At 42.1% G+C, this 23,758-nt stretch carries 18 protein-coding genes and 2 pseudogenes; 6 read left to right on the forward strand and 14 right to left on the reverse strand.

The window, feature by feature from the left end; genetic code table 11:
- Positions 1–3 precede the first annotated feature (3 nt).
- Positions 4–831, forward strand: a complete 828-nt coding sequence (locus CDC37_RS16985) for a class I SAM-dependent methyltransferase (RefSeq protein WP_096623430.1) — start codon at positions 4–6, stop codon at positions 829–831.
- Here the strand turns inward: CDC37_RS16985 and CDC37_RS16990 are convergent.
- From CDC37_RS16990 to CDC37_RS17000, 4 genes are all read right to left on the reverse strand, one after another.
- Positions 828–1,277 carry a hypothetical protein gene (locus CDC37_RS16990; RefSeq protein ID WP_157780772.1) on the reverse strand — a complete coding sequence of 150 codons (450 nt, stop codon included), beginning with the start codon at positions 1,275–1,277 and terminating at the stop codon, positions 828–830. The genes CDC37_RS16985 and CDC37_RS16990 overlap by 4 nt on opposite strands.
- A complete protein-coding gene (locus CDC37_RS25000; RefSeq protein ID WP_231943073.1) occupies positions 1,274–1,570 on the reverse strand; it encodes an HNH endonuclease in 297 nt (98 codons plus the stop codon). The genes CDC37_RS16990 and CDC37_RS25000 overlap by 4 nt, the downstream gene beginning before the upstream one ends.
- Complete coding sequence (locus CDC37_RS16995; RefSeq protein ID WP_197707015.1) at positions 1,555–2,199, reverse strand: reverse transcriptase N-terminal domain-containing protein; 645 nt, start codon at positions 2,197–2,199, stop codon at positions 1,555–1,557. The genes CDC37_RS25000 and CDC37_RS16995 overlap by 16 nt, the downstream gene beginning before the upstream one ends.
- A 584-nt stretch (positions 2,200–2,783) precedes the next feature.
- Positions 2,784–3,389, reverse strand: coding sequence for a hypothetical protein (locus CDC37_RS17000; RefSeq protein WP_096623433.1), 606 nt, complete (start codon positions 3,387–3,389; stop codon positions 2,784–2,786).
- Positions 3,390–3,408: 19 nt separating this feature from the next.
- Here CDC37_RS17000 and CDC37_RS24455 point away from each other — a divergent pair, with 19 nt between their 5' ends.
- The gene (locus CDC37_RS24455) at positions 3,409–3,576 is read left to right on the forward strand and encodes a hypothetical protein (protein ID WP_157780773.1); all 168 of its coding nucleotides are present in this window, start codon (positions 3,409–3,411) and stop codon (positions 3,574–3,576) included.
- A gap of 1 nt (position 3,577) precedes the next feature.
- Here the strand turns inward: CDC37_RS24455 and CDC37_RS17005 are convergent, their stop codons facing one another.
- On the reverse strand, positions 3,578–5,437 hold the full coding sequence (locus CDC37_RS17005; protein WP_231943094.1) for a ShlB/FhaC/HecB family hemolysin secretion/activation protein: 1,860 nt from the start codon (positions 5,435–5,437) through the stop codon (positions 3,578–3,580).
- A 283-nt stretch (positions 5,438–5,720) separates the two neighbouring features.
- On the opposite strand from CDC37_RS17005, the gene CDC37_RS17010 reads away from it, so the two are divergent.
- Positions 5,721–7,118, forward strand: coding sequence for an HlyD family secretion protein (locus CDC37_RS17010; protein WP_096623435.1), 1,398 nt, complete (start codon positions 5,721–5,723; stop codon positions 7,116–7,118).
- Between the two features lie 361 nt (positions 7,119–7,479).
- Here CDC37_RS17010 and CDC37_RS17015 read toward each other — a convergent pair whose 3' ends face one another.
- Both CDC37_RS17015 and CDC37_RS17020 read right to left on the reverse strand, forming a co-directional pair.
- On the reverse strand, positions 7,480–7,824 hold the full coding sequence (locus tag CDC37_RS17015) for a YbaB/EbfC family nucleoid-associated protein (protein ID WP_096623437.1): 345 nt from the start codon (positions 7,822–7,824) through the stop codon (positions 7,480–7,482).
- A gap of 81 nt (positions 7,825–7,905) precedes the next feature.
- Positions 7,906–9,087 (reverse strand): RNA-guided endonuclease InsQ/TnpB family protein, encoded by a 1,182-nt coding sequence (locus CDC37_RS17020; RefSeq protein WP_096623439.1) that lies wholly within the window; start codon positions 9,085–9,087, stop codon positions 7,906–7,908.
- Positions 9,088–9,121: 34 nt separating this feature from the next.
- Between CDC37_RS17020 and CDC37_RS25285 the strand changes: the two are divergent.
- A pseudogene (locus tag CDC37_RS25285) lies at positions 9,122–9,326 on the forward strand (transposase); the annotation flags it as partial.
- A 255-nt stretch (positions 9,327–9,581) separates the two neighbouring features.
- Here CDC37_RS25285 and CDC37_RS17030 read toward each other — a convergent pair.
- The 4 genes and pseudogenes from CDC37_RS17030 to CDC37_RS17045 form a co-directional block, all read right to left on the reverse strand.
- A complete protein-coding gene (locus tag CDC37_RS17030) occupies positions 9,582–9,827 on the reverse strand; it encodes an HNH endonuclease (RefSeq protein ID WP_096623441.1) in 246 nt (81 codons plus the stop codon).
- A gap of 17 nt (positions 9,828–9,844) precedes the next feature.
- Complete coding sequence (locus CDC37_RS17035; protein ID WP_096623443.1) at positions 9,845–10,210, reverse strand: KGK domain-containing protein; 366 nt, start codon at positions 10,208–10,210, stop codon at positions 9,845–9,847.
- Between the two features lie 173 nt (positions 10,211–10,383).
- The gene (locus tag CDC37_RS17040) at positions 10,384–12,867 is read right to left on the reverse strand and encodes a dynamin-like GTPase family protein (protein ID WP_096623445.1); all 2,484 of its coding nucleotides are present in this window, start codon (positions 12,865–12,867) and stop codon (positions 10,384–10,386) included.
- Positions 12,868–13,122: 255 nt separating this feature from the next.
- Positions 13,123–13,284: pseudogene (locus CDC37_RS17045) on the reverse strand (DUF4351 domain-containing protein); the annotation flags it as partial.
- Between the two features lie 673 nt (positions 13,285–13,957).
- Between CDC37_RS17045 and CDC37_RS17050 the strand changes: the two are divergent.
- Positions 13,958–14,890, forward strand: a complete 933-nt coding sequence (locus CDC37_RS17050) for a S66 peptidase family protein (RefSeq protein WP_096626335.1) — start codon at positions 13,958–13,960, stop codon at positions 14,888–14,890.
- Positions 14,891–15,471: 581 nt separating this feature from the next.
- Here the strand turns inward: CDC37_RS17050 and CDC37_RS17055 are convergent.
- A complete protein-coding gene (locus tag CDC37_RS17055) occupies positions 15,472–16,692 on the reverse strand; it encodes a glycosyltransferase (protein ID WP_172892792.1) in 1,221 nt (406 codons plus the stop codon).
- Positions 16,693–16,986: 294 nt separating this feature from the next.
- Positions 16,987–18,903, reverse strand: coding sequence for an ATP-dependent zinc metalloprotease FtsH (gene ftsH, locus CDC37_RS17060; protein WP_096626337.1), 1,917 nt, complete (start codon positions 18,901–18,903; stop codon positions 16,987–16,989).
- A gap of 647 nt (positions 18,904–19,550) precedes the next feature.
- Here ftsH and CDC37_RS17070 point away from each other — a divergent pair.
- Positions 19,551–21,053, forward strand: a complete 1,503-nt coding sequence (locus CDC37_RS17070) for a site-2 protease family protein (RefSeq protein ID WP_096623451.1) — start codon at positions 19,551–19,553, stop codon at positions 21,051–21,053.
- A gap of 389 nt (positions 21,054–21,442) precedes the next feature.
- Here CDC37_RS17070 and glyS read toward each other — a convergent pair whose 3' ends face one another.
- Positions 21,443–23,587, reverse strand: coding sequence for a glycine--tRNA ligase subunit beta (glyS, locus tag CDC37_RS17075; protein ID WP_096623453.1), 2,145 nt, complete (start codon positions 23,585–23,587; stop codon positions 21,443–21,445).
- Positions 23,588–23,758 lie beyond the last annotated feature (171 nt).

Below are 23,758 nucleotides of genomic sequence, written 5' to 3' on the forward strand. Positions count from 1 at the left end.
ACCTTGAATAATTGGCAAGCCGCGATCAAAAATTACCATGACCGCGAACTGGAAACCCGCAAAACCTGGTATTCTTCCGTTGCTGCGGCCTATAATCATGCTCGACCGATGTATGCAAAATCCCTCATTAAGCAGGCTTTACACTTGGCCCAGTTACCCCGTGATGCCACCATTTTAGAAATCGGCTGTGGTCCTGGTAATGCCACCATCAGTTTTGCTGAACGGGGTTATAAAATGCTGTGTTTAGAACCCAATACGGATTTCTACGAGTTTGCTTGTCAAAATTGTCGCCTTTATCCCCAGGTGAAGTTTTTGAATGTAGCCCTGGAAGAATGGCAAATTCAACCCGGAAAGTTTGATTTGGTACTAGGAGCTAATGTGTTCCATTGGATACCAGCTCAGTACAGTTATGCCAAATCCGCGATCGCTCTCAAACCAGAGGGTCATTTACTGTTACTGTGGAATTTGACACCAGAACCAGAATACGAAGACTATCAGAAATTAGCCGAAGTATATCAAGAATATGCACCCTCTTTGATGCGATACGAAGGTCGAGAAAACCAAGAGATGATATTAAGAAGTTTTGGGCGAAATGTGATTAATTCCGGCTATTTTCACAATTTACAAACCGAAACCATCATCTGTCATACGCGCTACGATGGGAATAAATACTTAACTCTCCTAGATACATTTACACCCTGTCGCAATTTAGATCCAGAAACAAAAAAGCTGTTATACAAAGGTTTAAGAGCAAAAATCGACAATGAGTTCGGTGGTCATATTAGTTTATCCTATGCATCCGCCTTCCATTTAGCCCAGAAGAAACCTTAAAAAACTTGAAAACGTTCCAATAACTCTTCGCGAGATAATTGCAGCAGTAAAGGGGTAAATTCTTCCGGTGGTAGCGACAGTATTGGTTCGATAATTTTTGATAATTCCTCATCCAAAGAGCCAAAACGAGTTTTTAGTAAACTTTTAACGACTTCTTTTTCTCCTTCTATTTTCCCTTGTTCCTCGGCTTCTGCTAACCTTTGGATATAAAGTGGTGACAATCGCATAATTAGCTCCCTATCTTCCTCGTCTATATTTTGGCTGACTTCTAAGGTGGTTTTTAAGCTGTACAATAATTCTAGCGCCCTGGTACGTAATGGTTCATCAACAGGAAGTGATTCTAGTTCGATTAAAGTCAGTAAAGGAGTCGCCCCCTCTACTGCTCTCCAAAACGGAACGTGACAGTTTCCCGTCATTCCGCTCCTCAGTAATACAGCACTTGTCATGTGTACGTCATTACCAACATATCATTAACCCAAATATAATTATTTAGGTCAATCAGTGGCTTCGGGTTAGCACTGTTACAGCTAGATTTATTCCCAAGACTGCCATCCGTAGCCGTCTTTTTATCGTGACAATGCCGATGGAGTAATTGCCAGTTTTTATATTCATCTTTTCCCCCTAAGGTTTTCGGGGTGATGTGGTCTATTTCCATGACATCTCCATCTTTGAAGGTTAATCCGCACCATGGGCATTTTCCTTTTTGCTTTTTGAGTAGTATTGCTACTCTAGTAGGCATTTCAGGATGAGAACCCATTCTTGTACGCATTTGGCGATGTCAGCATCTAATACATACTTTGCCTTTTGATTAATGGCTGTGTATATTGCTGCTATCGCATCATGGCATGAGCGTCCCGGTCTAAATCCATACGAGTTGGGTTCAAAAATGCCCTCCCATTCTGGTTCTAGAGCCATCTTGACAAGAGCTTGTACTGCTCGGTCGTACATTGTCGGTATTCCTAAAGGTCTTTTCTCCCCGTTGGGTTTGGGTATCCAAACCCTCCGTGTTGGTTTAACCTTTGCCCCAAGTTTGAGATTCTCTACCAAGTCAAGACGTTCTTTAGGAGTTAATGCTTTTATTCCATCCACTCCTGCGGTTTTCTTCCCTTGGTTATCTTGGGTGACACGACGTACTGCGAGTGTTTTTGCACTTCGGGACTTCATCAGTGTTTTTTGGAGCCTGCGAACTTTCTTGACATCTCCACGACTAGACGCTCTGTAAATTTGTTTTTGTAGCTTATAAACCTTCCGTTCTAACTTCTTCCAATCCGTTAGTTCCCAACGAAGGAAAGCATCCGTTTCTTCCGAAGATAGGATATTAGGTTGGTCACATCCTACAGTATTCTTTCTTGAATCTGTTTTAGGCATATCTACTACTACTCTCAACTTTACACTCTGTATTACCGTGAGTCCGTCTGCATATCTCTGCTATTACCACAGAGCGTTCGCTTCTGACTCAATCTCTTCCACCAATAGCCTGCTTTACCAGATGTTTCGTCTTAGCTGACTACTCAGGTTATCGACCAATCCTGAGAGCTATAGGTGGATTACTTCGTTCCACATAATCTTTGGTTTGTCCACTATAGGATGATACTCTCCATCGAGTTTTCGGGTGACGCTGTTAAGTCGATTTAAATCCTCTTAACTCCCTAACTATTGCCCTTTTGGGACTCCCAGTGTGTCATCCTTATTTCACTGGTTTGCAGTAACGATGGTTCAGACGTATCTTTGCTTACGCTATCCGTATGGACTTGCTCACGGGCTTTGGGTTAAGGTTACCCTCTGCTTTCCGCTTTTAACCCCGCTTTACGGATTGATGGCTAGTCTCTACCGTAGGGGTTATGCTTTCACCTAAGCGTCTTAGGGATGAGACTTGAACTTTCTAGGATACTTGTTCTCACTCATAAGATTATGTAGTTGTCATCTCCAAAGGATTTAAGTGCGTACTCAACCTATTGGTTACTTTGGAGAGCCAGTCGTCCCCCGATTTCTCGGTTTAGACTGAACGAATCGCACTCAATTGCTGCATCTTGAACCCTTCCTTTACCCAAGATTCTCAACCACAGTGTTTCTCTGGTTTTAGGTAATTGGTGAATTGCGACGATTCCAGTCCGTAAATATCTGGGTAAGAAATAAATCCCGCTTCCCCAGTTTGTTTCATCACCTGAAACTGCAAATCCCTCAAGTACGGATTGGGAAGCGGTGGGGGATAAAATCCAGAGCATCGGTAAACTGCTTTCTGTTAACTTTTGTTGATTCCTTTTAGCATCACGTTCATATTCACCGCGAATTTCTAATAATTTTAATAGGCAGCTACAGATTTCCGTCGGTGTTGTAGCGTTGCGAAAGGGTTCTAAAATAGCAGGTGTTGCCGCAATTCTTCCCAATAATCCTAAACGGGATACTTCTGCTGCATCAACTGATTCCTTGGGAGAAAACCAAACATCAACTTCTCGCACTTCTCCTGCAATTTCACGAGCAACCTGTACGGTTCCTAGTGGTTGTAATAATTCTTCTAAATAGCTTTTGGAAAATTGGTCGTACAGAAATCGTGTCATTTGTTATGGTGATTTGTAAATGCAGCTCTGGGATAAAAAAAACTTCTTAAATAAATATAGAGTACATGTTTTACCTCGGAAAGCAACCCACGAAACCCCCCCAGAACGTCGGATAATGAAGGCAGAAGCTTTATCCCTGTGTCACCACATAGAGCAGTCACAAGATGCAACTCCTGTCTCCTATTAACTTAAAATGGAGTTGTGGAGATGGTGAAATAAATCCCGTTTTCTTGCCAGCTATTTTTGCGTGAATCTACGGAAATTAGGGGAATACCGTAGTCTAAACGAGCGTTAAACCGTTCACCAAGGTTGAGTTGTAATCCTAAACCGATAGATGCCAAAGTATTATTGTCTAATCTGGCTTCATTACCGGATTTATTCCAGGCTGTACCAATATCAATAAAGGGGATAATGTGTAGTAAATTTTGCCTTTGTTTCCAAACAGGGAGACGGACTTCGGTGGTAAATATGGCTCCATTGTCTGTAAGTAAAAAATCTTGACGATAACCGCGAACGCTACCTAAACCACCTAAACCAAATTGTTCGCTGGACAATAGGGGACGGTCGGCAATTTGCGCATCCCCACGAATCAAGAGTAAAGTATCTGGTGCAAGTAATCTGACCCACTGAGCTTGTCCACGCCAGAGATAAAATCGACTATCGGGGGCGTTATCATTAATTGTGGCATCAAATGCACCGACTCCGATACTAAATTGCGATCGCGCTGCGAATACTTGGGTCGTATCCCGTTGTGACCATTCTTGGAAAAATCGCAGTGCGGAAACTCGAACTCGACCCTGGTCGTCAGCTCCAGGTGACAGGGGAAAAGGTGTATCCAGGAGGGAGGTTTCGCTTTCCCGTCGGGATGCGGTAAATCCAATTGTGAATTCCCCGGATGGTCTTTGGTAGAGTGGTTGACGGTATGTCAATTCGTAGGTACGGGAATTGGATACAATATCTAGGTCGTTGAAGGGTGCTTCAATGACGTTGTTAGCGGTGACGCTGTAGGAAAAATTAATTGTACCATTGCGAGGGTTGATTGGTAAGGAGTAGCTAGCATCAAAGGCATTACTTCCATCCGTATTGGTATAACCAACTGATAAACCGTCCCCCCATCCCAGTAAATTCCCTTCGCTAATTTGCACCCTTCTTCTAAAAGTCCCCACACTCGGTGAACGTCCATTATCTAGGACAATTTCCGTCCTGAAGCTGTCTGCTTCCTGTATCCGTACTTCCAAGACGTTTGTACCTGGACGTACACCTGCTCCCAGTTCTGCGGAGAGGTTTTCGATTAAAGGATCTAATTGCAGTGTTCGCAAAGCTTCTAAAACTTGGGGAACATTCACAGGTTTACGGATGGAGTATTGCAAACGACTGCGAATATAGTTGGGGTTTAAACGGGATACTCCAGAAACCTTAATTGCTTCTAATTCCCCCTCGATAACTTGAATCTTGACAATTCCGTCTTTAATTTCCTGGGGGGGAATAATCGCTCCTGTGGTGACATAACCATTATCTACATACAGCTTAGTAATTTGCGATCGCGCTTCCAGTAATTCGACAAATGATAATTCCCGATTCGTATACTTTTCTAGGATTTCGGCGAATTTCTCCGGTTTATAGATTGTACTCCCTTCCACCACAAACTGTTTGACAAAAATGCGAGAAGGAACAGCACTTTCATCGATTTGGGATGGGGGTGGGGGTGTTTGCGGATTGAGTAACTCCCCTGGGGAGGGGAGAGGAATAATCGGTCTCGGTGTTTCCAATTCCGGTATTCCCGGTTGACCAGGGGTGACATCTTGGGGGGGAGGAATATCCCGACCCGGTGGAATTTGGACTATTTGTAGTTTATCTCCAGTCAAGGGTTTTGCGGAGACCATTGAATTCCCTGATGTTGTCAAGGATTCCTGACTATTTAGGGTATTTGCTAATCCCATTTGCATCGGTATTATTACCCATGCACATCCTGTCAACATAGGAATTAGCTTTAATTGCCATTGATTTTGTAATAGGAAAGAAAATTTCTGAGGTTGATTTTGATACATGTTTGAGAATAGCCTTTTTGTGATGCAACTGAGGATAGAGAGTGTGAGTAAGTATTTATTAAAGTTTTAGTATTTTCTCATATTTAACGTGCTGTGATATTACTTAATTCATGAAGTACGAGATTACACAAATCACCGAGATTCAAATCCGGTCAAGATTTCCGGATGAGATTACTGAGAGATTTTGCAGGAATACCGGAATATGGGATGCTGGACTTAGGCTCCTCCCACAGCAGTTTTAGTGTTGTTTTCAGCATCACAGGTTGCGACTATCAAGGAAAAAATGCAAAACTCTGACATTTCTCAACCAATTCACACCCATGAGCCATCTGCACCAACTCCCCCAGATGAAACTTCACCCATTCAACCCTGGTTAGGGAAATCATTGTTGATTAACCCCCTATTCCTAATTGGTTTCGGATTGATTAGTACGAGTGCGATCGCAATCCTCTTCTGGGGATGGCGACATTGGCAGTATTTACAATCATTTGAAGCCACTAATAATGCCTATGTCTTCAGTAACATTACTAGCATCGATGCTCGTATTTCCGGTAAAGTAGAAAAAATCTTTGTCCATCCGCAACAACCAGTCAAAAAAGGAACAGTAATTGCCCAATTAAATTCCCAACCATACACAGCCAAATTGCGACAAGCACAGGGGAATTTACAACAAGCCACATTAGCATTACAACTTGCACAGGAAAATTTACGCCAAACCCAAACTCAAAAACCAAAAACCGAGCAACTCCAGCAAATTCACCAAATTCAAATTCCAAATATCAAAAATCTCCGCACCAATATCCACAATACACGTCAGGAAGTCCAAAAACTAGACGAAATTTATTTAAAAGCAGAACTGGATCACCAAAGGTATCGTCAACTAAACCAACAAGGCTTAATATCCCTTGCAACTCTTGTCCCCACCCAAAGATACTACGAACGATTGCGAATTAAACGTGATCAGAGTCTGGAAAAATGGCAACAAATGCAAGCCAAACTCAGACAAGCTCAACTAAACTATCTCGATGCAGAAATCGCCAAATTACCCGCTCCATCCAGTGTACCCCACTCCCCATCTCCTCGCGACCAACGGGAGGAGGAAATCCAGACACAACAAAACCTGGAGCAAATCCGCAAATTCAACCACCAAAAAGAACTTGTTAATCAATCCCAACAAATTCATCAACAAATTTATAACTACGAATTTAGCAAGCTCAGAGTCAAAATCGCACAAAATATCATCACCCAACAACAACAACAACTCCAAGCAGCCAAATATCAACTAGCATCCACCAAAATTATCGCCCCCATGCATGGTAAAATTGGCTTTAGTCAAATTGAGGCAGGAACGCAGGTCAAACCAGGTCAAACCCTGATGTCCCTCATCCCTGAACCCAACTCAATTGCCGCCCATTTTCGTCCAGAACAACTCAGAAATATCAAACCGGGACAACCCGTCAAAATCAACATCAGTAGCTTCGGAAATCAAACGATTTCTGGTCAAGTACAAAAAATACCGCATATAGACCCAAAAATTACAAATAAGCACCAAAATCGTACTTTTGTTCAAGCTCCAGTCAAAATAAGCTTTGACTATCATCAACTAACTCAAAACCCCATCAATTTAATTCCGGGAACACCAGCAACAGTCAAGGTCTTGATTAGACACAATCTGGAGTGATTTTGGATTTTGGATTAAATATCCTTGCACAACTCGCTTAGAAATAGGGAGTAGGGAATGGGGAGTAGTGAATAGTGTAGATATGTAGCAGTTTCTCGGAGGGTGTCGGGGAAAAACCACTTCCATTGCTCCCGATGTAATACCATTTCCCTAAAACTTTGATGATTTCGATACATCTTCTTCCCCTGCATTCCCTAAATGTATCAACTCCAAAGTAAAACGGTATAAACAGTACATGACAGTACAGGAGTACGTGTCAGCTACTCACTTTCAAGCAAGTAAGTTGAATCGTGAGAGCAAACATGGCGTTACACCAAGCTACGCTCATAGTAACGCCAAACCCTTACAAAAGGGATGTAAATTAGAAACCGGGTAATTCCAAACCTGCGGTTAATTCTTCCATCCTTTCCCGCATCGTTGTAGTAGACTTATTGTAGGCATCTTTCATCGCTGCTGTCACCAAATCCGAAAGTACCTCTGCACCCTCATTCAGCGCATTAGCCGAAATTTCTACCCTTCGAGGTTCCTGGTTCCCACTGACGATGACTTTTACTAAACCACCACCAGCTTCCCCTTCAATTTCCATCACTTCCAATTCTTCTTGAAGTTTCTTTGCACCTTCTTGAACCTGCTGGGCTTTTTTGAAAGCATCAGCTAACTCTTTCATTTTACCCAGACCGAAGCCAAATCCCTGTCCTTTACTCATATTTCCTCAATTCTTCCTGTGGTTATTCAAGACAAAAACAAATTTCATTATAAATTGGGGTGTTGACATACTCACTGCCCTTCAAGGGCAGTGAGTGATTTTTGACGCTTCATCGACGGATGCTACCGAAGTAGTCTTACTCCATCTCCACGTCCGTTTAGAGTCGTGGCAATGCCCTATCCCGACTTTGTTGATATTTTTTGCTGCGTTTTCGTCTCTGTCATGCTCAGTGTTGCAATTTAGACACGGTACTGAGCGAACAGATAAATCAATCTTACCCCAACGATACCCGCAGCAAGAACAAGTTTGGCTTGTGGGTTCCCATCTATTGATTACCCTAAAATCCCGATTGAACTTCTCGGATTTAGCCTCACAAAATACCCGAAATTCTCGCCAGCCCTGCAAGCTAATCACCCTTGCCAGTTTACGATTTTTGACCATCCCTGACACATTTAAATCTTCCAAAACAATAGTTTGATTCTCTCTAACTACTTTAGTTGATAATTTGTGGAGGAAGTCTTTACGGGTGTCTGCAATTTGGTTGTGCAGCCTAGCAATCCTCAAGCGAGTAATTTCACGACGCTTAGAATCTTTCTTTTGTCTTGCCAACTTGCGTTGTAGTTTACGGATTTTGCGGTCTTTTTTTGAGTAATCAGGACTTATTGCTTTCTCGCCATTACTCATCACTGCAAAAGTTTTAATGCCCAAATCAATACCAATGCTTTGGTTTTTAGCTTGAGATTGAATCGGTTCTACTTCGACAACAAAGCTGAGAAAATAGCGGTTAGCACAGTCTTTGATAACTGTGACGCTGCTTGGCTCAGATGGTAACTGTCTTGACCAAACAGGTTTGATATTACCAATTTTGGATAGGTATACTTCATCCCCTTTGATTGAGAATCCACCGATTCTAAATCTGGCTGATTGTTTGCCAGTCTTCTTTTTAAACCTTGGAGTACCTATTTTTTTACCTTTTCGTTTACCTTTAAGTGAGTCGAAAAAGTTTTTATAAGCAACACCCAAATCAGCAACAGATTGTTGTAATGGGATATTAGAAACATCAGACAACCATGAACGCTCTGGTTTTTTCTTAGCTTGCGTAATTACCAACTTTTGCAAGTCGTTGTTACTAGGAAGCTTTTCGGACTGTTTGCAAATAGCCAAAGCATCATTCCAAACTACGCGCACGCAGCCAAACAACTGGGCTAAAAGCTGTTGCTGTTGGTCTGTTGGGTAGAAACGGAATTGATACCTGGCTTTCATAGTTAATGTTTGGCGTGCAAAAGTATTGTAAATTGTTCACGCACTCATTGAATATCCACCTATTTCTCAAGCAGTTAACGCCCTCAAAGGTGTTTCTAGCCGCACCTTCCGACAAGCCGGATACAACAAACCCCACCAAGAAACTTTATAGAGTCCCAGTCCGAAAATTTGTGTCCATTGGGGTGCGCCGTTAGAGATTCGTGCATGAATACATCAGAAATCAAGATAAGCCGTCCTAGAAGGACGTGGGCTGCTGTATTCCATTCTTTTGGTAAGTTACCAATTTTTCAGTCAATAAGCAATTTAACCTCAACGTTCTGATAAATACTAACAGAGGTTTTCACAAAATGTTACTCCTTACCCCCCTATCCTTGTTCTCTCCACCTCAAAGCTTAGTATTTGTATCTCTGTGAGAATAGCTATTAGTTTCTGTGTACTATCTTGTTTTATCTCCTATCCCTCCTACTTCCTATTCCCTACTCCCTATTCCCTATTTACGAACCAAATTGACGACGGAACCGTGGATCGAAGTGATGTTTTTTGCGGACGTTACATGTTAGACAGAGGGTTTGCAGGTTGCTGATGTCGTTTGTACCACCCTGGAATAGGGGAATAATGTGATCGATGGTTAAATTTGTTTGGGGACTTTGTTGACCGCAACTTTGACATTGATAATTATCCCGTTCAAAAACGTATTGTCTGACCGTATGGGGAATGGGAATACGTGGATGTTTGGTCATGGATGATTGACTGCTGTTTATTTACTGGTGAGATTGCGGAGGTCATCTAGGGGAGATAGATGGGAGTTTGCTGCTGTTTCTGTGACATCGGGTTGATCGGGGATGAATTCGAGGGTGATATTAATCTTAATTTTTCCCTTTTGCCAACCACCACCATCTGTTTGCAAAAGTTCACATTCAATCCCGCTATCAAATAATTCTGGTAAGTTAGCGATATTTTTCATGTCAAATTGATTGACTAAGTATTCATTCAAGTTGGAATAGAGTTTGTTTTTGAATGATTGAATAATGTTGTCTATGACTTTGCCTGTTTTATAGATTTTATCCTTAACTGAAATCACGTCTCCGTAGTTAAAATTTCTAATATTTTTGGATATTTCCATAGTCTTGATGGAAAAATTAGTATTTGATAATTTAAAAATTGAAAACTGTATTTTTTAGGTAACAGGACTTACGTAATGACGTAACCATGTAGTGATTGCGTAAGTCCTGAAAAACTCAACTTATTGCATTTAGCTCATAAAATCATGGATGTGTATAGATTTTCAAGTTTCAACTATTCAACCTCAACTAACTGCGATTCATAGTCAATATCGTTCACCTGATTATCAAAGATATTGGGGGTATCTGCGGGAGTTTCCTGATGATAGATATCAAACTGATGATTGATAATTGGTAATAAAGGCTTAGTCAAACCCATTACCTGTAAATATTCATTAACACTGTGACTAGCTTGATTATATGTGTTGATTTTTCGAGATAAATTATCAGCCAAATTTTGATTATTGTGGATTTTCTCTATAGCTTCCTTTTCCAAGGTTTGTTCGAGATAGTTGCGAGCTTGGGGATATTGTTGTAAAATCACGTCAGCTTGCTGTTTTGCCATCGGCAATAGTTGAACTTTGAGGGTTTGGTTGATGGTTTGGCGAAAATTCTTCCGGATAGTTTCGGATACTTTTGGTTCAAAATCCAGCTTTAATAATTGACGAATTGCGGGTTCTGCTTCCACCATACTTTCACTGTCGTATCCCTGGGAAGTTTGGAGGAGGGTTTGACGAAATTGATAGATGGAAAATGTACCTTCATCGTAAAACCTGGGACTTTCCCGGACAAAGCGATCGCATTCTACACTTGCAGCATTAGTAATTGTTTTGATAATCAGATTCTCGATATTTTTGAGTTCCTGTTCAATCCCAATATCATCACCTAATAATCTATACAATTGACGGTAGTATTCAGCATGACGGATGAGGTGGTATAAACGGGAAAATAAATTATGAATTAATTCCTGGGAGGATGCGGTTAAAATCTCTTCTAACTGGTTTGCTAAATAGTAAAAAGCTTCGACTAAAATTGCGAGTAGGGGTGCTGTCGCATTCCGAGGATGGGAAATAGTCGCTTGACGGTATGTTTCCGCGACGGAAAATGTGTCAAGTAGTTCATCTAAACGACGAATCATCCGTACCTGTAGTTGATGAAAATCTCGCTCAAAGTCTGCATCTAAGTTATTAATAATATTATTAATTTCCTCGGTTATGTGTTGACAAAAATCCAGCCCAATTTGTTGCAGTTCCAAATTCAGGTGTTGTAATTCCTGATTTTTCATCGCCTCAATTTCGTGGGGTTGACTGTCTAGATATCTTTGCTGTTCTAAATAGCAGTTTTTCAATTGTATACAAATGGCTGCTAAATCATCGGCTAAATTCTGAAACAACTGGGGACGTTTTTCTTCTGTCAGATAACGTGTAATTGCAGTCCGAAATTCTTCAATACCACTATCTTGAATTAATTGTCTGATTAGGGGTTCTCCATGTTCGCTGAGAATACGGATATAATTTTCATTGGGAGTTTCGTAACCATTGATAGAAATGCGAAAATTTGTCTGGGAAAGTTTACCAGAGTTCCCACAATAATTATTAAATGCATAGACAAATTGGGGAGTTTCTTCCTTTCCATTTAAACCCTTAACACTTGCTTGAAAGATAGAATCTAGACCAAATCGATCTTGAAGCGTCGTTTGCTTAACTTGACTACCATAAAACCCCAATAAACCACTTGTTTGATAAACACGGTCAGAATCATGAAATTGGGAGGTAATTAAATTTTCTAACCTTTGACGTAGTTGGGAATTATACCAAGTCTCATCAATCCGATTAAAGACATAAAAAACGCGATCGCGAATTCCGGGGTTAGCTCGAATTGTTTCTAATAGTTCCGTTTCCTCTTTGGTTAATTCCCCAGTTGCAGCCGCTTTCAGCACACACACCACCGCAGAGGTGGTCGGGTTTTGAATCCTGGTGTAGGTCAATTGTGCATCCTTGGTAACGGGTGCATCAATTCCAGGAGTATCAATGATGACGTTACCATCCTGGAGTAAAGGATGATGGCAGTAATATTCAATACGTTTTAGAACCGCACTATTACTACCTCGTCGCGCGTATCCGGCTGCTTCTTTTAAATTGGTAAAATTAAAATGCTCCATTGAATACATGGCATTTTCCGTTGTATGGATATGTTGACCATTAGCCTTGTATCCTTCTAATAATAAAGTTAAAGCTTTAGCTTGTTTTGCACGCTCAGATTTGCTTTCTCCCCCTTCCTTTTCAATGATGGCTTGACAATCTTTCTGGAGTGAATCAATAATCTCTCTTTGATTAATATTAATATTGGTGATATTTTTCAAGCCTAATTCCTGACAGATTAACATCACCTGCTCCCGGACTTCCGCTTCGCTTAAAAAAGTTAAAACAACCCTTTCTTTATCCAATTCTGCATATTCAATTTTACATTCCGTCCCCGTCGCATGACCTTCCGCACTATATAATAATTCCCGTTCCAACAAGGCATTAATTAACATGGATTTACCAGCGCTAAATGCACCAGCAAAGACAATTTCAAACTTGGGAGAAATAGCTTTAGATAGAGAGGTTTTAACTGCACTAGTATCCAGTTTCCGTAGAGATGGTTCCTGCTGGACAAGCTGTAAAATACTTTCGACCCCAGCGCTAATTTGATTAGTGTGTGAAGATGCGACTGACATGGTGAGGAATTATGATAATTGATGTTACTTCCCCATATTTTAAGAACTAGGTTCCGAGAGTTGGCTCAGTATAATTACCATGAGGTTAGATGCAATCTTCCATTGTTGGAAAAACTACTATTCCTGCATTTGGAGCAAATTCCTCAAACTTACAGGGAGTAGGGATTAGGGAGAGAAGGAAAATTAATCCGTCACTCAAGACTTATAAATTACTCTTTTCACCACCCACCCACTTAAACTCTACACACACACTTATCAAGAATTATCCCCCAACCCTGATAACCAGGCATTTAAATCAGCCATACTTGTAAAATCAAGCAAAGCCTCACCCAAACTTTCCAATTGTTCCCAAGAGAGAGACTCAACTTGTTGACACACCTGCTGAGGCGATTCTCCAACTCTTCGAGTTAATAAACGTGAATTCGACGGATTGTAAACGCTACAATCCCTGTGAATCAATGATTTCGCAAGTTAAGGTTTAAAGTAACCTCATCCATTAGTTGAGAACAAAGTCAATAACTGACTAATTCCAGGTTTAATGATTTTATTCTCAGCATACTAGGAGGTTTTTAAAAACTTCTATTTCCTATGAATGATACTGGACAAGAGTTTCAGGCTTTATAACTCATCGAACTCACGTTAATAAACGTAAAACAAGCGATTTTTCCCCTTCGGCAAAAATCTCACGCTAAACTCGCGTTTCTTGTAATGTAATTCCCAACATTTGTTCTAACTCCCGTTGAGCAAATCTCGAAGCATGAAAGTATTGCTTGCAGATTACACCGACCTGACTTTACGAGATATTAGGAAATTAGCGATCGCTCATCTTTACGGATAGCTTACCTGCATTTCTCATTCCTATCACAGTAAGCATTTCCCCACTTCCTGTAAATTTTAGGGGTTTGCGAGAAATCCAAGAAAGTGTAAATTCATGATTTGGTATTGCTGATTCAATGCATAAAAACGATTTTTGTGATATCACCATCCTGGTGGAGATATAGTCGTGCTATTTCTCCCTGGAAAACCTGAAACTTTCAACCCATAATCCCAAATCACCTTTTAGATGCGCTCCGCGCAGTTTCTGGAAAAGATGCAAACCCAAATATCCCCTACCAACAAAATTCAAATTCCCCCACCCTTACAACCTGGAGATTTATTACATGTGATTGCTCCCAGTGGTACACTGCGAGAAACCGAATGGTTTCAACGCGGTTTACAAATTTGGCGATCGCGTGGTTATCGTTTAGAGGTAATTCCCGATATTCAAGCTCAGTGGGGTTATTTAGCGGGAACCGATGAATTACGTCGTCATTATCTGGATGCAGCTTGGCATAATCCAGAATGTAAAGGTATATTGTGTGCCCGGGGTGGCTTTGGTAGCACTAGATTACTAGAACAATGGAATTTTCAAGACCAGTATCCCGGTAATCACCAAGTTCAACCTAAATGGTTAATTGGATTTTCCGATATTACTGCTTTGCTGTGGAGTCTATACAAAGCCGGTATTTCCGGGTTACATGCACCCGTACTAACCACCTTAGCCGCAGAACCGGAATGGAGTCAAAAGCGTCTATTTGATTGGGTGGAAGGACGAGGTATATCTGCTCTCCAAGGAACTGGATGGGGGGGAGAAATCGTCACCGGAACCCTGATTCCCGCAAATTTAACGGTCGCAACCCATCTCCTGGGAACTCCCTTCCAGCCTAATTTTGAAGGAGCCATATTAGCCATTGAAGATGTGGGAGAAGCACCCTACCGCATTGACCGTATGTTAACCCAGTGGCGCATGAGTGGTATATTTAAGCAAATCAAAGGGATTGCCATCGGTAGATTCAGTCAATGTCAACCACCAGCCCATATTCCCAGTTTTCGAGTCGAAGAAGTATTACGCGATCGCCTGGGTGATTTGCATATACCTGTGGTTTCCCATCTGGATTTCGGTCACGACGGTTGCAATGCTGCTTTACCTGTCGGTATCACCGTCACCCTCGATCCCCAGCAGGGAATTTTAGATTTTCAGTAGATTGGTTCAAAAGTCAAAATCTAAAAGTTAATAGAGAATCCACATCAACTCGTTGGTAAAAAGTTCAGCTTTTATCGGTGTTTAGTGTAAGACGGGTATTCTGCCAAAAAACTTCTTCCGTAATTCGTAGTTCATAATTACGAATTACGGTAAGCCCTTGATTCGTGGAATTGATTAGTTATTTAAATCTGTAAAAAGGCAAAATTTGTCATTTCCTCAGTCCCTTACGCTTATTGACAAAAAAATGATGCCTATTCTCAATATTAATGACTCTATTCTCAATTTATTCACGTGATTATAGTACTTTCAAGACTGATATTGACATCTTGACAAATCCCAAATAGCATAGTGTAAAGTTGTGGCTTAGTTGCGTCAAGTCAAAGCTGCTTAATTTTTCTTCACTAACAAAAATCATTGCGACTTTGTTAGCGATCGCGAGTTTTATTTATTGGTGCTTTAGGTACTATTGGGAATCTCATCCATAATCTTCAATGAATCGACCCTTCGTTTCCCCAGTAACCTTCAATAATCAACAAAAGTGGTTTTTCCTACACCCTACTACCTAAACCAAAAAACAATTTTCACAACCCACCTACTGATTTAAATTTTGTCAAACTAAATCCCATTTCTTGCAGTCCTTGACGGAGACGAACAGCTTCCAGGGGGTTACTTTTTTCGTGTAGAGCGATCGCTTTTTGAAAGGCAATCATACTGGCCTCCACGTTACCAACTTTTAACCAGGTGACACCCAAATTCTGGTAAGCATCGGCAAAATAGGGATTAACCTGCAAAGCCCGTTGATAGGCTTTAATTGCGTCCGTATACAATTTCATTTCCTTGAGAACCATCCCTAGATTGTAATTACCAGTAGCAAAGTAGGGATCGATTTTAATTGCCATTTCATAGGCACTTTTGGCTGCGGTTAAATTTCCCGTTTCCTTGTAGAGATTACCCAAATTATTATAGGCAGCCAATTTCAACATTGGGTATACTAATAACTTGGTGGCTGCTTGATAATGGGAAATCGCCTGGGCATAATCCTGCACCCGTGTATAGGCAATACCCAAATGGTAGTGTAGCTCATACATCACATCCGTATTCGCCTGCTTAGAAGCAATTCCCCGCTTTAATAAATCTATCCCTTCAGCACACTTACCCAATTCCACATACAAAGCCCCCAACTTACTACAAGTATAGGAGTCATTTGGATGCTCCGCTAAGAATTTTTCCATGATTGCCTGGGCTGTGGCAAACTTATTTTGACTGGCGATCGCACTTGGTGTATAGCCACTATGTAAAATCGCCACATCAGTCAAATGGCCAATTTGCCAATCCGGTTCCCTCTGCAAAAGCGCAATCACACTATCATCAATAATGGCATGGTAGGGACGGGAAAAACGGATTTGGGGATGGCGACGAAATAACCGAGATACCATCGAATAGGGAGATTGTCGCGCACCCACTTCCCGTCGGAGCAAATTAATCAAAACATAATCCTGATTAACAGCGATCGCTTCGCGAATCTTTTCACCCATCCTTGGAACTAAAGTTTCATCCGCATCCAAAACCAACACCCAATCCCCAGAAACGTATTCTAAAGCCTGATTGCGAGCTGCGCTAAAATCATCACACCAGGGGAAATGATACACCTGTGCACCGAATTGGTTGGCGATTTCCACCGTTTTATCAGTAGAACCAGTATCCAGAATTACTATTTCATCCACCGTATCGACCACACTCTGCAAACACCCAGGTAGGGCTGTTTCTTCGTTTTTGACAATCATGCACAGGCTTAATTTCATGGCGTTCTCATCATTGGATGGTTTGCAATTAATCTTAGACCATTTTGGATTTTAGATTTTAGATTTTGGATTACCAGGGTTGCTAAATTTCGGCATGATTATAATTATTTACATTTTGTCTTAAAACCAAAATTATCGTAAACATGATGTAGAGACGTAGCATGGCTACGTCTCTGCACAACGCCAAATTTTCAATTCATACTGATATTCTGCAACGCCAGATTCGCCTGCGGATATACCAATATTCACCCTCCAAACGTATTATTAATCACATCATTCCCGTCCTTTTTTCCCCTATTCTTGGGCAACAGGCTCGGCGAAGCTCCGTTTCTGGTCTTGAGGATTTACGTAAATCTTCTCAGGTATCGTCGTATATTCAGCCACAATCTGTCTAAATTGTTCCCCTTCAATTGTTTCCTGTTCAATCAATAAATCCACCAAGCGGTCAACTAAAGCTCGATTTTCGCGAATAATTCGCCGAGCTTCGGTATAACATTCCTGGGAGATTTCCCGGACTTTACGGTCAATTTTCACCGCCATTTCCTCTGAATATTCATTACGTGTCACCCAGTCACGACCGAGGAAAACGTCTTGATTTTGGCTTTCTAAAGCCACTAAACCCAAATCGGTCATCCCGTACATCGTGGCCATTTTTCGAGCTAAATTTGTAACCGCCTTCAGGTCTCCACTTGCACCACCAGTCACTTCCGCTTCGCCAAATACTTCCACTTCGCAGGCTTTACCACCCAAGGTCATGGTGATATGGTCCTTCATCCAAGCAAGGGTATACAATCCACTGTCAATAATTTCTTCGTTGAAGATTTGTTGGGAAAAGCCGCCAACTCCTCCAGAACGGGGAATAATTGTGACTTTGTTGAGGGGGTCAGAATGGGGTAAAAGGGTTGCAAGTAAGGCGTGACCGATTTCATGGTAGGCGATGATGCGTTTTTTCTTACTATCTAACAGGGGATTCATCATCAATCCAATGGTTAGACGGTCAATTGCGTCATCGATTTCCACCTGGGTAATCATGTCCTTACGTCGTCGTGCGGTTAAAATGGCTGCTTCGTTGAGTAGGTTTGCCAAATCCGCTCCAGTAAATCCCGGTGTGCGTCTTGCAACGACCTCCAGGGAAACAGCTGGGTCAAGTTTTTTATTCCGAGCATGGACTTTTAAAATAGCCAAGCGTCCTTTGCGGTCAGGAGCATCCACAATCACCTGTCGGTCAAATCGTCCGGGACGTAGCAAAGCCGCATCTAAGACATCAGGACGGTTCGTCGCAGCAATAATGATAATTCCCGTATTACCTTCAAACCCATCCATTTCCGTCAGTAATTGGTTGAGGGTTTGTTCCCGTTCGTCGTTTCCTCCTCCAATACCTGCACCCCGTTGCCGACCAACTGCGTCGATTTCGTCAATAAAAATCAGACAAGGAGCATTATCTTTTGCTTTTTTAAATAAATCGCGGACACGGGAAGCACCGACACCAACGAACATTTCCACGAATTCCGAACCGGAAATACTGAAAAAGGGAACACCAGCTTCTCCTGCGATCGCTTTTGCCAGCATGGTTTTACCGGTACCGGGGGGACCAACTAACAATACACCCTTGGGAATCCTAGCACCAACGGCGGTAAATTTTTCTGGTTGTTTGAGGAAAGTGACAACTTCCTGCAATTCTTCCTTCGCTTCTTCAATTCCAGCCACATCGTCAAAAACAATACCTGTTTTCGCTTCCATTTGGAAGCGTGCTCTGGTCTTGCCAAAATTCATCGCTTGACTGGAAGCATTACTAGAACGGCGGACAACTAAAATCATCAACGCCAGTAAGGGCAAAATCCACATTAAATTAATTAACAGGCTGATGGCAGCTCGACCATTTGCCGATGAAACCTGGGAAGTCTCCACCCGATTTTCCCGCAACTTACGAATTAATTCTGGATTCCGATTTAATAATCGGACTTCCCGTGGGGGGGTATTTTCTTTATCTCCTTCCAAATAAACCCGCGCAGTTTGTTCGGACTCATCAAATTTAACTTCTCTAACCTTACCTGCTTCAATACTTCTAATCAAATCCCCGTAGGTAAATTCCTGACCATTCCTCTGGTTTTGAGCAACCGCCGATTGTCCGCCAAATGTTCCTGGCAATACCAATAAACTTACCGCAAACGCGCTTGCTAACGCAAAGCGTTTCCCTGGATTTGATTTCATCGCAGTTTTGTTGTCCACACTTCCCATAACAATTACCCTTGGTTTGTTGCCAAAAACTGCACCCAGTCGAAAAATCACTCAACTTGTGTGCATTTGCGCGGCAATTTCATAAATATATCCTTTCCTATCTAGTTTAGCTTCCCCAACTCAAAGAATGCAGGATCGACAATCACTCGCGGAAAAATAGGGAGTCGGGAGTGGAGACGACCCGGTGGATCGTCTCCAGGGGAGTCGGGAGTAGTAATGAACTATCGGGACTTAAACATTTTTGAGGTAGAAATAAGCCTCAAACCTATACAGAAAAAGGGAAATACATTACAGGCTCAAAAATGCTTGAAACTCTGATATGGGAAGAGACTAGTCAAAACAATGTCAAAGCCTTTCTGTATATACATTTGAGTATTTTTATAGCTACTTTTTGTCTAAGTCCCACTATTTTTTTGTTTGGTTGTGTCCAAGATGATGTGGGAGACTCACTGGAAAATAGGGAGTCGGGAGTAGAGACGACCCACCGGGTCGTCTCCAGGGGGGTCGGGAGTAGATACCCACCCCTCATATTTAATGGGATAGACCACTAGCATGGAAAATTCATTTAATATCTTAATAAAGTGGGCTAACGCGCAGAAATATTATAAAGGTTTTAGTCAATGTTTACAGCTTCAGAAACTCCTGTAGTCGCGGCTGTTGTAATTGTCGCTTTCGGTATATTGGGTTGGGGCTTTGTCCGTGCCAAGCCTTTTGGAAAATTAGGTATTTTAGCTTGGTTGCAGTCGGTAGTATTAATGACTCCTTGGCTGGTATTTTTTGGCTTATTTGCCGCAGGAATTTATCTGAATATCGTTGGTGTGCTGGCTCTGTTGGTGGTGTCTGTGGTTATATATGTGGCAATTGGCCGCCAATTACGTGCTGCGGGACAGGATGTGATTTTACGGCAAAAAGCTGCTGCAAGGATGGCTGCAAATGCTCAGGAGGCTGAGAATTCAGAGGATAAAGCTAATAATCAGTCGGGTGAGGATGCTGCTGTTGCCCAGTTGCAAATATTGCCGATTCCCAATCAGGATATTGAGGTAATTCGTGGCATTTTTGGGATTGATACTTTTTTTGCCACCCAAACAATTCCCTACCAGGAAGGTGTTATTTTTAATGGTAATTTACGGGGGGATGTGGAAACTACTTACTCCCAGTTAACTGCGAGTTTAGAAGAAAGGCTACCTGGGAAGTATCGATTGTTTTTAATTGAAAATAATGATGGTAAGCCGGTTGTTGTCATTTTACCAACTCGCAATGACCCCCGTCCATCAACAACTGCTCAAAAAGTTTTTGCTGGGTTTTTGTTGATGGCTACATTGGGAACCAGTTTAGAAGCTGCGGGGATTTTACAGGGATTTGATTTTTTTGCTAATCCTGCTCGATATTTGGAAGTTTTACCAATTGGATTAGGTATTTTTGCCAGTTTGATAGCCCATGAACTCGGTCACTGGTTCGCAGCACGTCGTTACCAAGTGCGGTTAAGTTGGCCATTTTTCTTACCAGCAGTCCAAATCGGTTCCTTTGGTGCTATTACCCGGTTTGAATCCCTTTTACCTCATCGTCAAGCATTGTTTGATATTGCGATCGCAGGTCCTGCTTTTGGCGGAATTGTCTCTCTGATGATGTTAATTGCTGGTTTACTTTTATCGGGAGGTGATCAACCGTTCCAGTTACCTAGGGAGTTTTTCCAAGGTTCGGTGTTAGTGGGTACTATTGCCAAGGTGATTCTTGGTGCAACTCTCCAATCGGAATTAGTCCCTATTCATCCATTGGTAATTGTCGGTTGGATTGGATTAGTAATTACTGCTTTGAATCTGGTTCCGGCTGGTCAGTTGGATGGTGGTAGAATTGTCCAAGCGATCTACGGACGTAAAACCCTGGGACGAACGACTTTTGCCACTGTAGCTGTCCTGGGTCTGGTGGGTTTAGGAAATCCTTTGGCGTTGTATTGGGTAATTGTGATTTTGTTCCTCCAGCGCAATGTGGAACGTCCTAGTCTGAATGAATTAACTGAACCGGATGATGCTCGTGCTGCATTGGGTTTATTGGCGTTGTTTTTAATGATTGCGACTCTCCTGCCTTTAACACCTGGATTGGCTGGTAAGCTCGGATTAGGGTGATTGGGGATTTTGGATTTTGGATTTTGGATTTTGGATTAACGTAATTTGGTTTATAACTTTTCCCAAGCAACTGAGGTATACCTAAATTTCTCTGGTTTTTATCCAACAATACAAGCAGACTTAAAAAAACGTACCTTACTAGACCGGGAATCGCTATATATCAATTCTGAAGAAGATTTTTATCACCTCACAATTACAAACAGATGACTACCACAAAATATGGGTTTTTGGGGAGTAATATCGATTCTCTTGTACTTTGCAATAAATGAAACTAGAATAATCAACGGTTACAGCCCCTGATATGTAGTAAGCATTAGCGTAAACGATATAACCTAATCTGATTTTACTTTTCGCTTCCCGCAAGGTGAGCGGGAAGTTGCGAAGGGAAATTACTGATTCTTCACAATACAACCAAAGTCAGCTAAAACACGGGCATGATTACGTAATAATCCAAGTAAATTCAAGCGATTGCGCCGAATATCTGGATTTTCGTCCATAACTAAAACGCTTTCTTCCCCGTCAAAAAAGTTACTGACAGTCGGTTGAATTTCCAGGAAGGCTGTAACTAGCTGTTGGTAATTGCGTGACTCGCGACAAGTTTGGGTTTGGGGTAGGAGGTTCACGAGGGCTGTATATAATTTTTCCTCGGATGTTTTTTGGAATAATGGGGGTTGAATTAAGTTCTGGGGGTCTAGGGTTTGGGTATCGAGGTCGCCTTGGGTTGCAAGACGGGTGGAACGGTTTATGGGTTCGTAAATTTGCCCTAGGGTTCCGTTTTCCCGGATTTGTTGCAGGTAGGTGGCTCGTTGACGGACATCAAGGACATCACTGAGGGCACGTTGGGTATATTCTGTATCATTGTCCCCGATAACGGCGTTGACTAAATCGTAGTCGATGTGGTTTTCCTCTTGGAGGAGGGTGCGGAGTCTTTGACAGAAGAAGTCTTGAAGTAAGGTGATTAATTCCTCAGCATTTTTGTGGTAGGTTTGGGCGAAGGCGGTGGCACTATCATGAATGAGTTGGAGAAGGTTAAGGGGTAAATTTCCAGCCCAGGTAATGTTAATAATAGCGTTAGCTGCACGCCGGAGGGCAAAGGGGTCGGAGGAACCGGAGGGTATCATCCCTAAGCCAAAAATACTGACTAATGTGTCTAGCTTATCCGCGATCGCCACAATTTGACCAACTCTGGTTTGGGGGAGGATATCTCCTGCATGTCGAGGTAGGTAATGTTCAAAGATGGCTGTGGCTACTGGTTCTGGTTCGTTACCCTTGCGGGCATATTTTTCCCCCATTACCCCTTGCAGCTCGGGGAATTCATATACCATTTGGCTAACTAGGTCGGCTTTACATAATAGGGCTGCCCGTTGGGTATAATTAGTTTCTGGCTCACCTAACTGCAACTGTTGACTAATTAGGCTCGCAATGTGACAAATCCGGTCTACCTTGGCGCGGAGGGAACCTAAATCTTCTTGAAATGTAACTGTTTCTAGTTTCGGCAAGAGATTCTCTAAGGGTTTTTCCAGGTCTTTGTCGTAAAAATATTGACCATCAGCTAGCCTAGCCCGAATTACCCTAGCGTTACCATCGGCAATAATGTCGGCTTTGCTGGGGTCGCCGTTGGATATGGTAATAAAATTGGGTAATAGTTCTTGGTCTTGTTTAAATACTGGGAAGTAACGCTGGTGTGTCACCATGACGGTGGTAATCACTTCGGTGGGTAATTCGAGGTATTCTGGTTCAAATTTACCAACTACCGCATTGGGCCATTCCACCAAATTGACAACTTCTCCTAATAAATCTGGGTATATTTCCGCACGTCCACCAATCCTGGCGGCTGCCGCTGTTGTTTGTTCCGTAATTACTTGTGCCCTTTCTGCCCCATCCACCATGATATAACCGCTACGTAAACTTTCTACGTAGGCTTGGGCGTTAGGAATACTAATATCAGCCGGATGCAAAACCCGATGTCCACGGGAAAGGCGATCGCTTGTCACCACATCCCGACCATTTTCAATTTTCATCGGTAAAACCGCATCATCCAACAGAGTGACTAACCAACGAATCGGACGGGAAAAACGCAAGTCACCATCACCCCAACGCATTAACCGCTTACCTTCCAAGTTGAATATCCACTGGGGAACTAATTCGCTCAGAATCTCGCTAATGGGACGACCGGGAATCAGTTTGTTGATAAAGACAAAATCTCCCTTATCCGTCGGACGTATTTCCAAGGCTGCAACATCCACACCTTGTTTTTTGGCAAATCCCAAGGCTGCGGGGGTAGGATTACCATCCTTAAATGCTGCTTGGGCTGGTGGTCCTTTCACTTCCTCCGTGCGATCGCTCTGTTGATTAGGTAAACCTGTAATCAAAACCGCTAACCGTCGCGGAGTCCCATAGATTTTAATATCATCCCGCTCTAAACCATATTCGTCAAGACTTTGGGGAATGCGATCGCGCCACTGTTGTATCGCACTACTCACAAAACTGGCGGGGAGTTCTTCTGTACCAACTTCTAATAAAAATGCAGGCATAAAGGATTTTTTTCTGGGATTGCAGATTTAAATTTTATAGCAGAATGCAGAAGACAGGATACGGTCTTCAGGAGATAGAAATTAGGGGGTGTCTATGAAAACCCTCGAACAGGACATGTTTGTAGAATCGGCTTCTAGCTTGTTTGCACACATTTGGATGCAGTCCTAAAT

This window comes from Calothrix sp. NIES-3974 (assembly GCF_002368395.1).
In the GTDB taxonomy this organism is placed as follows: domain Bacteria; phylum Cyanobacteriota; class Cyanobacteriia; order Cyanobacteriales; family Nostocaceae; genus NIES-3974.

Coding starts and splice junctions, on each gene's coding strand:
- CDC37_RS17070 (WP_096623451.1), top strand. CDS start 19,551: ATGTTTACAGCTTCAGAAACTCCTGTAGTCGCGGCTGTTGTAATTGTC.
- CDC37_RS17000 (WP_096623433.1), bottom strand. CDS start 3,389: ATGACACGATTTCTGTACGACCAATTTTCCAAAAGCTATTTAGAAGAA.
- CDC37_RS17005 (WP_231943094.1), bottom strand. CDS start 5,437: ATGTATCAAAATCAACCTCAGAAATTTTCTTTCCTATTACAAAATCAA.
- CDC37_RS17035 (WP_096623443.1), bottom strand. CDS start 10,210: ATGGAAATATCCAAAAATATTAGAAATTTTAACTACGGAGACGTGATT.
- CDC37_RS16990 (WP_157780772.1), bottom strand. CDS start 1,277: ATGACAAGTGCTGTATTACTGAGGAGCGGAATGACGGGAAACTGTCAC.
- CDC37_RS24455 (WP_157780773.1), top strand. CDS start 3,409: ATGCAGCTCTGGGATAAAAAAAACTTCTTAAATAAATATAGAGTACAT.
- CDC37_RS17010 (WP_096623435.1), top strand. CDS start 5,721: ATGCAAAACTCTGACATTTCTCAACCAATTCACACCCATGAGCCATCT.
- CDC37_RS17040 (WP_096623445.1), bottom strand. CDS start 12,867: ATGTCAGTCGCATCTTCACACACTAATCAAATTAGCGCTGGGGTCGAA.
- ftsH (WP_096626337.1), bottom strand. CDS start 18,903: ATGAAATCAAATCCAGGGAAACGCTTTGCGTTAGCAAGCGCGTTTGCG.
- CDC37_RS25000 (WP_231943073.1), bottom strand. CDS start 1,570: ATGCCTACTAGAGTAGCAATACTACTCAAAAAGCAAAAAGGAAAATGC.
- CDC37_RS17020 (WP_096623439.1), bottom strand. CDS start 9,087: ATGAAAGCCAGGTATCAATTCCGTTTCTACCCAACAGACCAACAGCAA.
- CDC37_RS17015 (WP_096623437.1), bottom strand. CDS start 7,824: ATGAGTAAAGGACAGGGATTTGGCTTCGGTCTGGGTAAAATGAAAGAG.
- CDC37_RS16995 (WP_197707015.1), bottom strand. CDS start 2,199: ATGCCTAAAACAGATTCAAGAAAGAATACTGTAGGATGTGACCAACCT.
- glyS (WP_096623453.1), bottom strand. CDS start 23,587: ATGCCTGCATTTTTATTAGAAGTTGGTACAGAAGAACTCCCCGCCAGT.
- CDC37_RS17030 (WP_096623441.1), bottom strand. CDS start 9,827: ATGACCAAACATCCACGTATTCCCATTCCCCATACGGTCAGACAATAC.
- CDC37_RS17050 (WP_096626335.1), top strand. CDS start 13,958: ATGCAAACCCAAATATCCCCTACCAACAAAATTCAAATTCCCCCACCC.
- CDC37_RS17055 (WP_172892792.1), bottom strand. CDS start 16,692: ATGAAATTAAGCCTGTGCATGATTGTCAAAAACGAAGAAACAGCCCTA.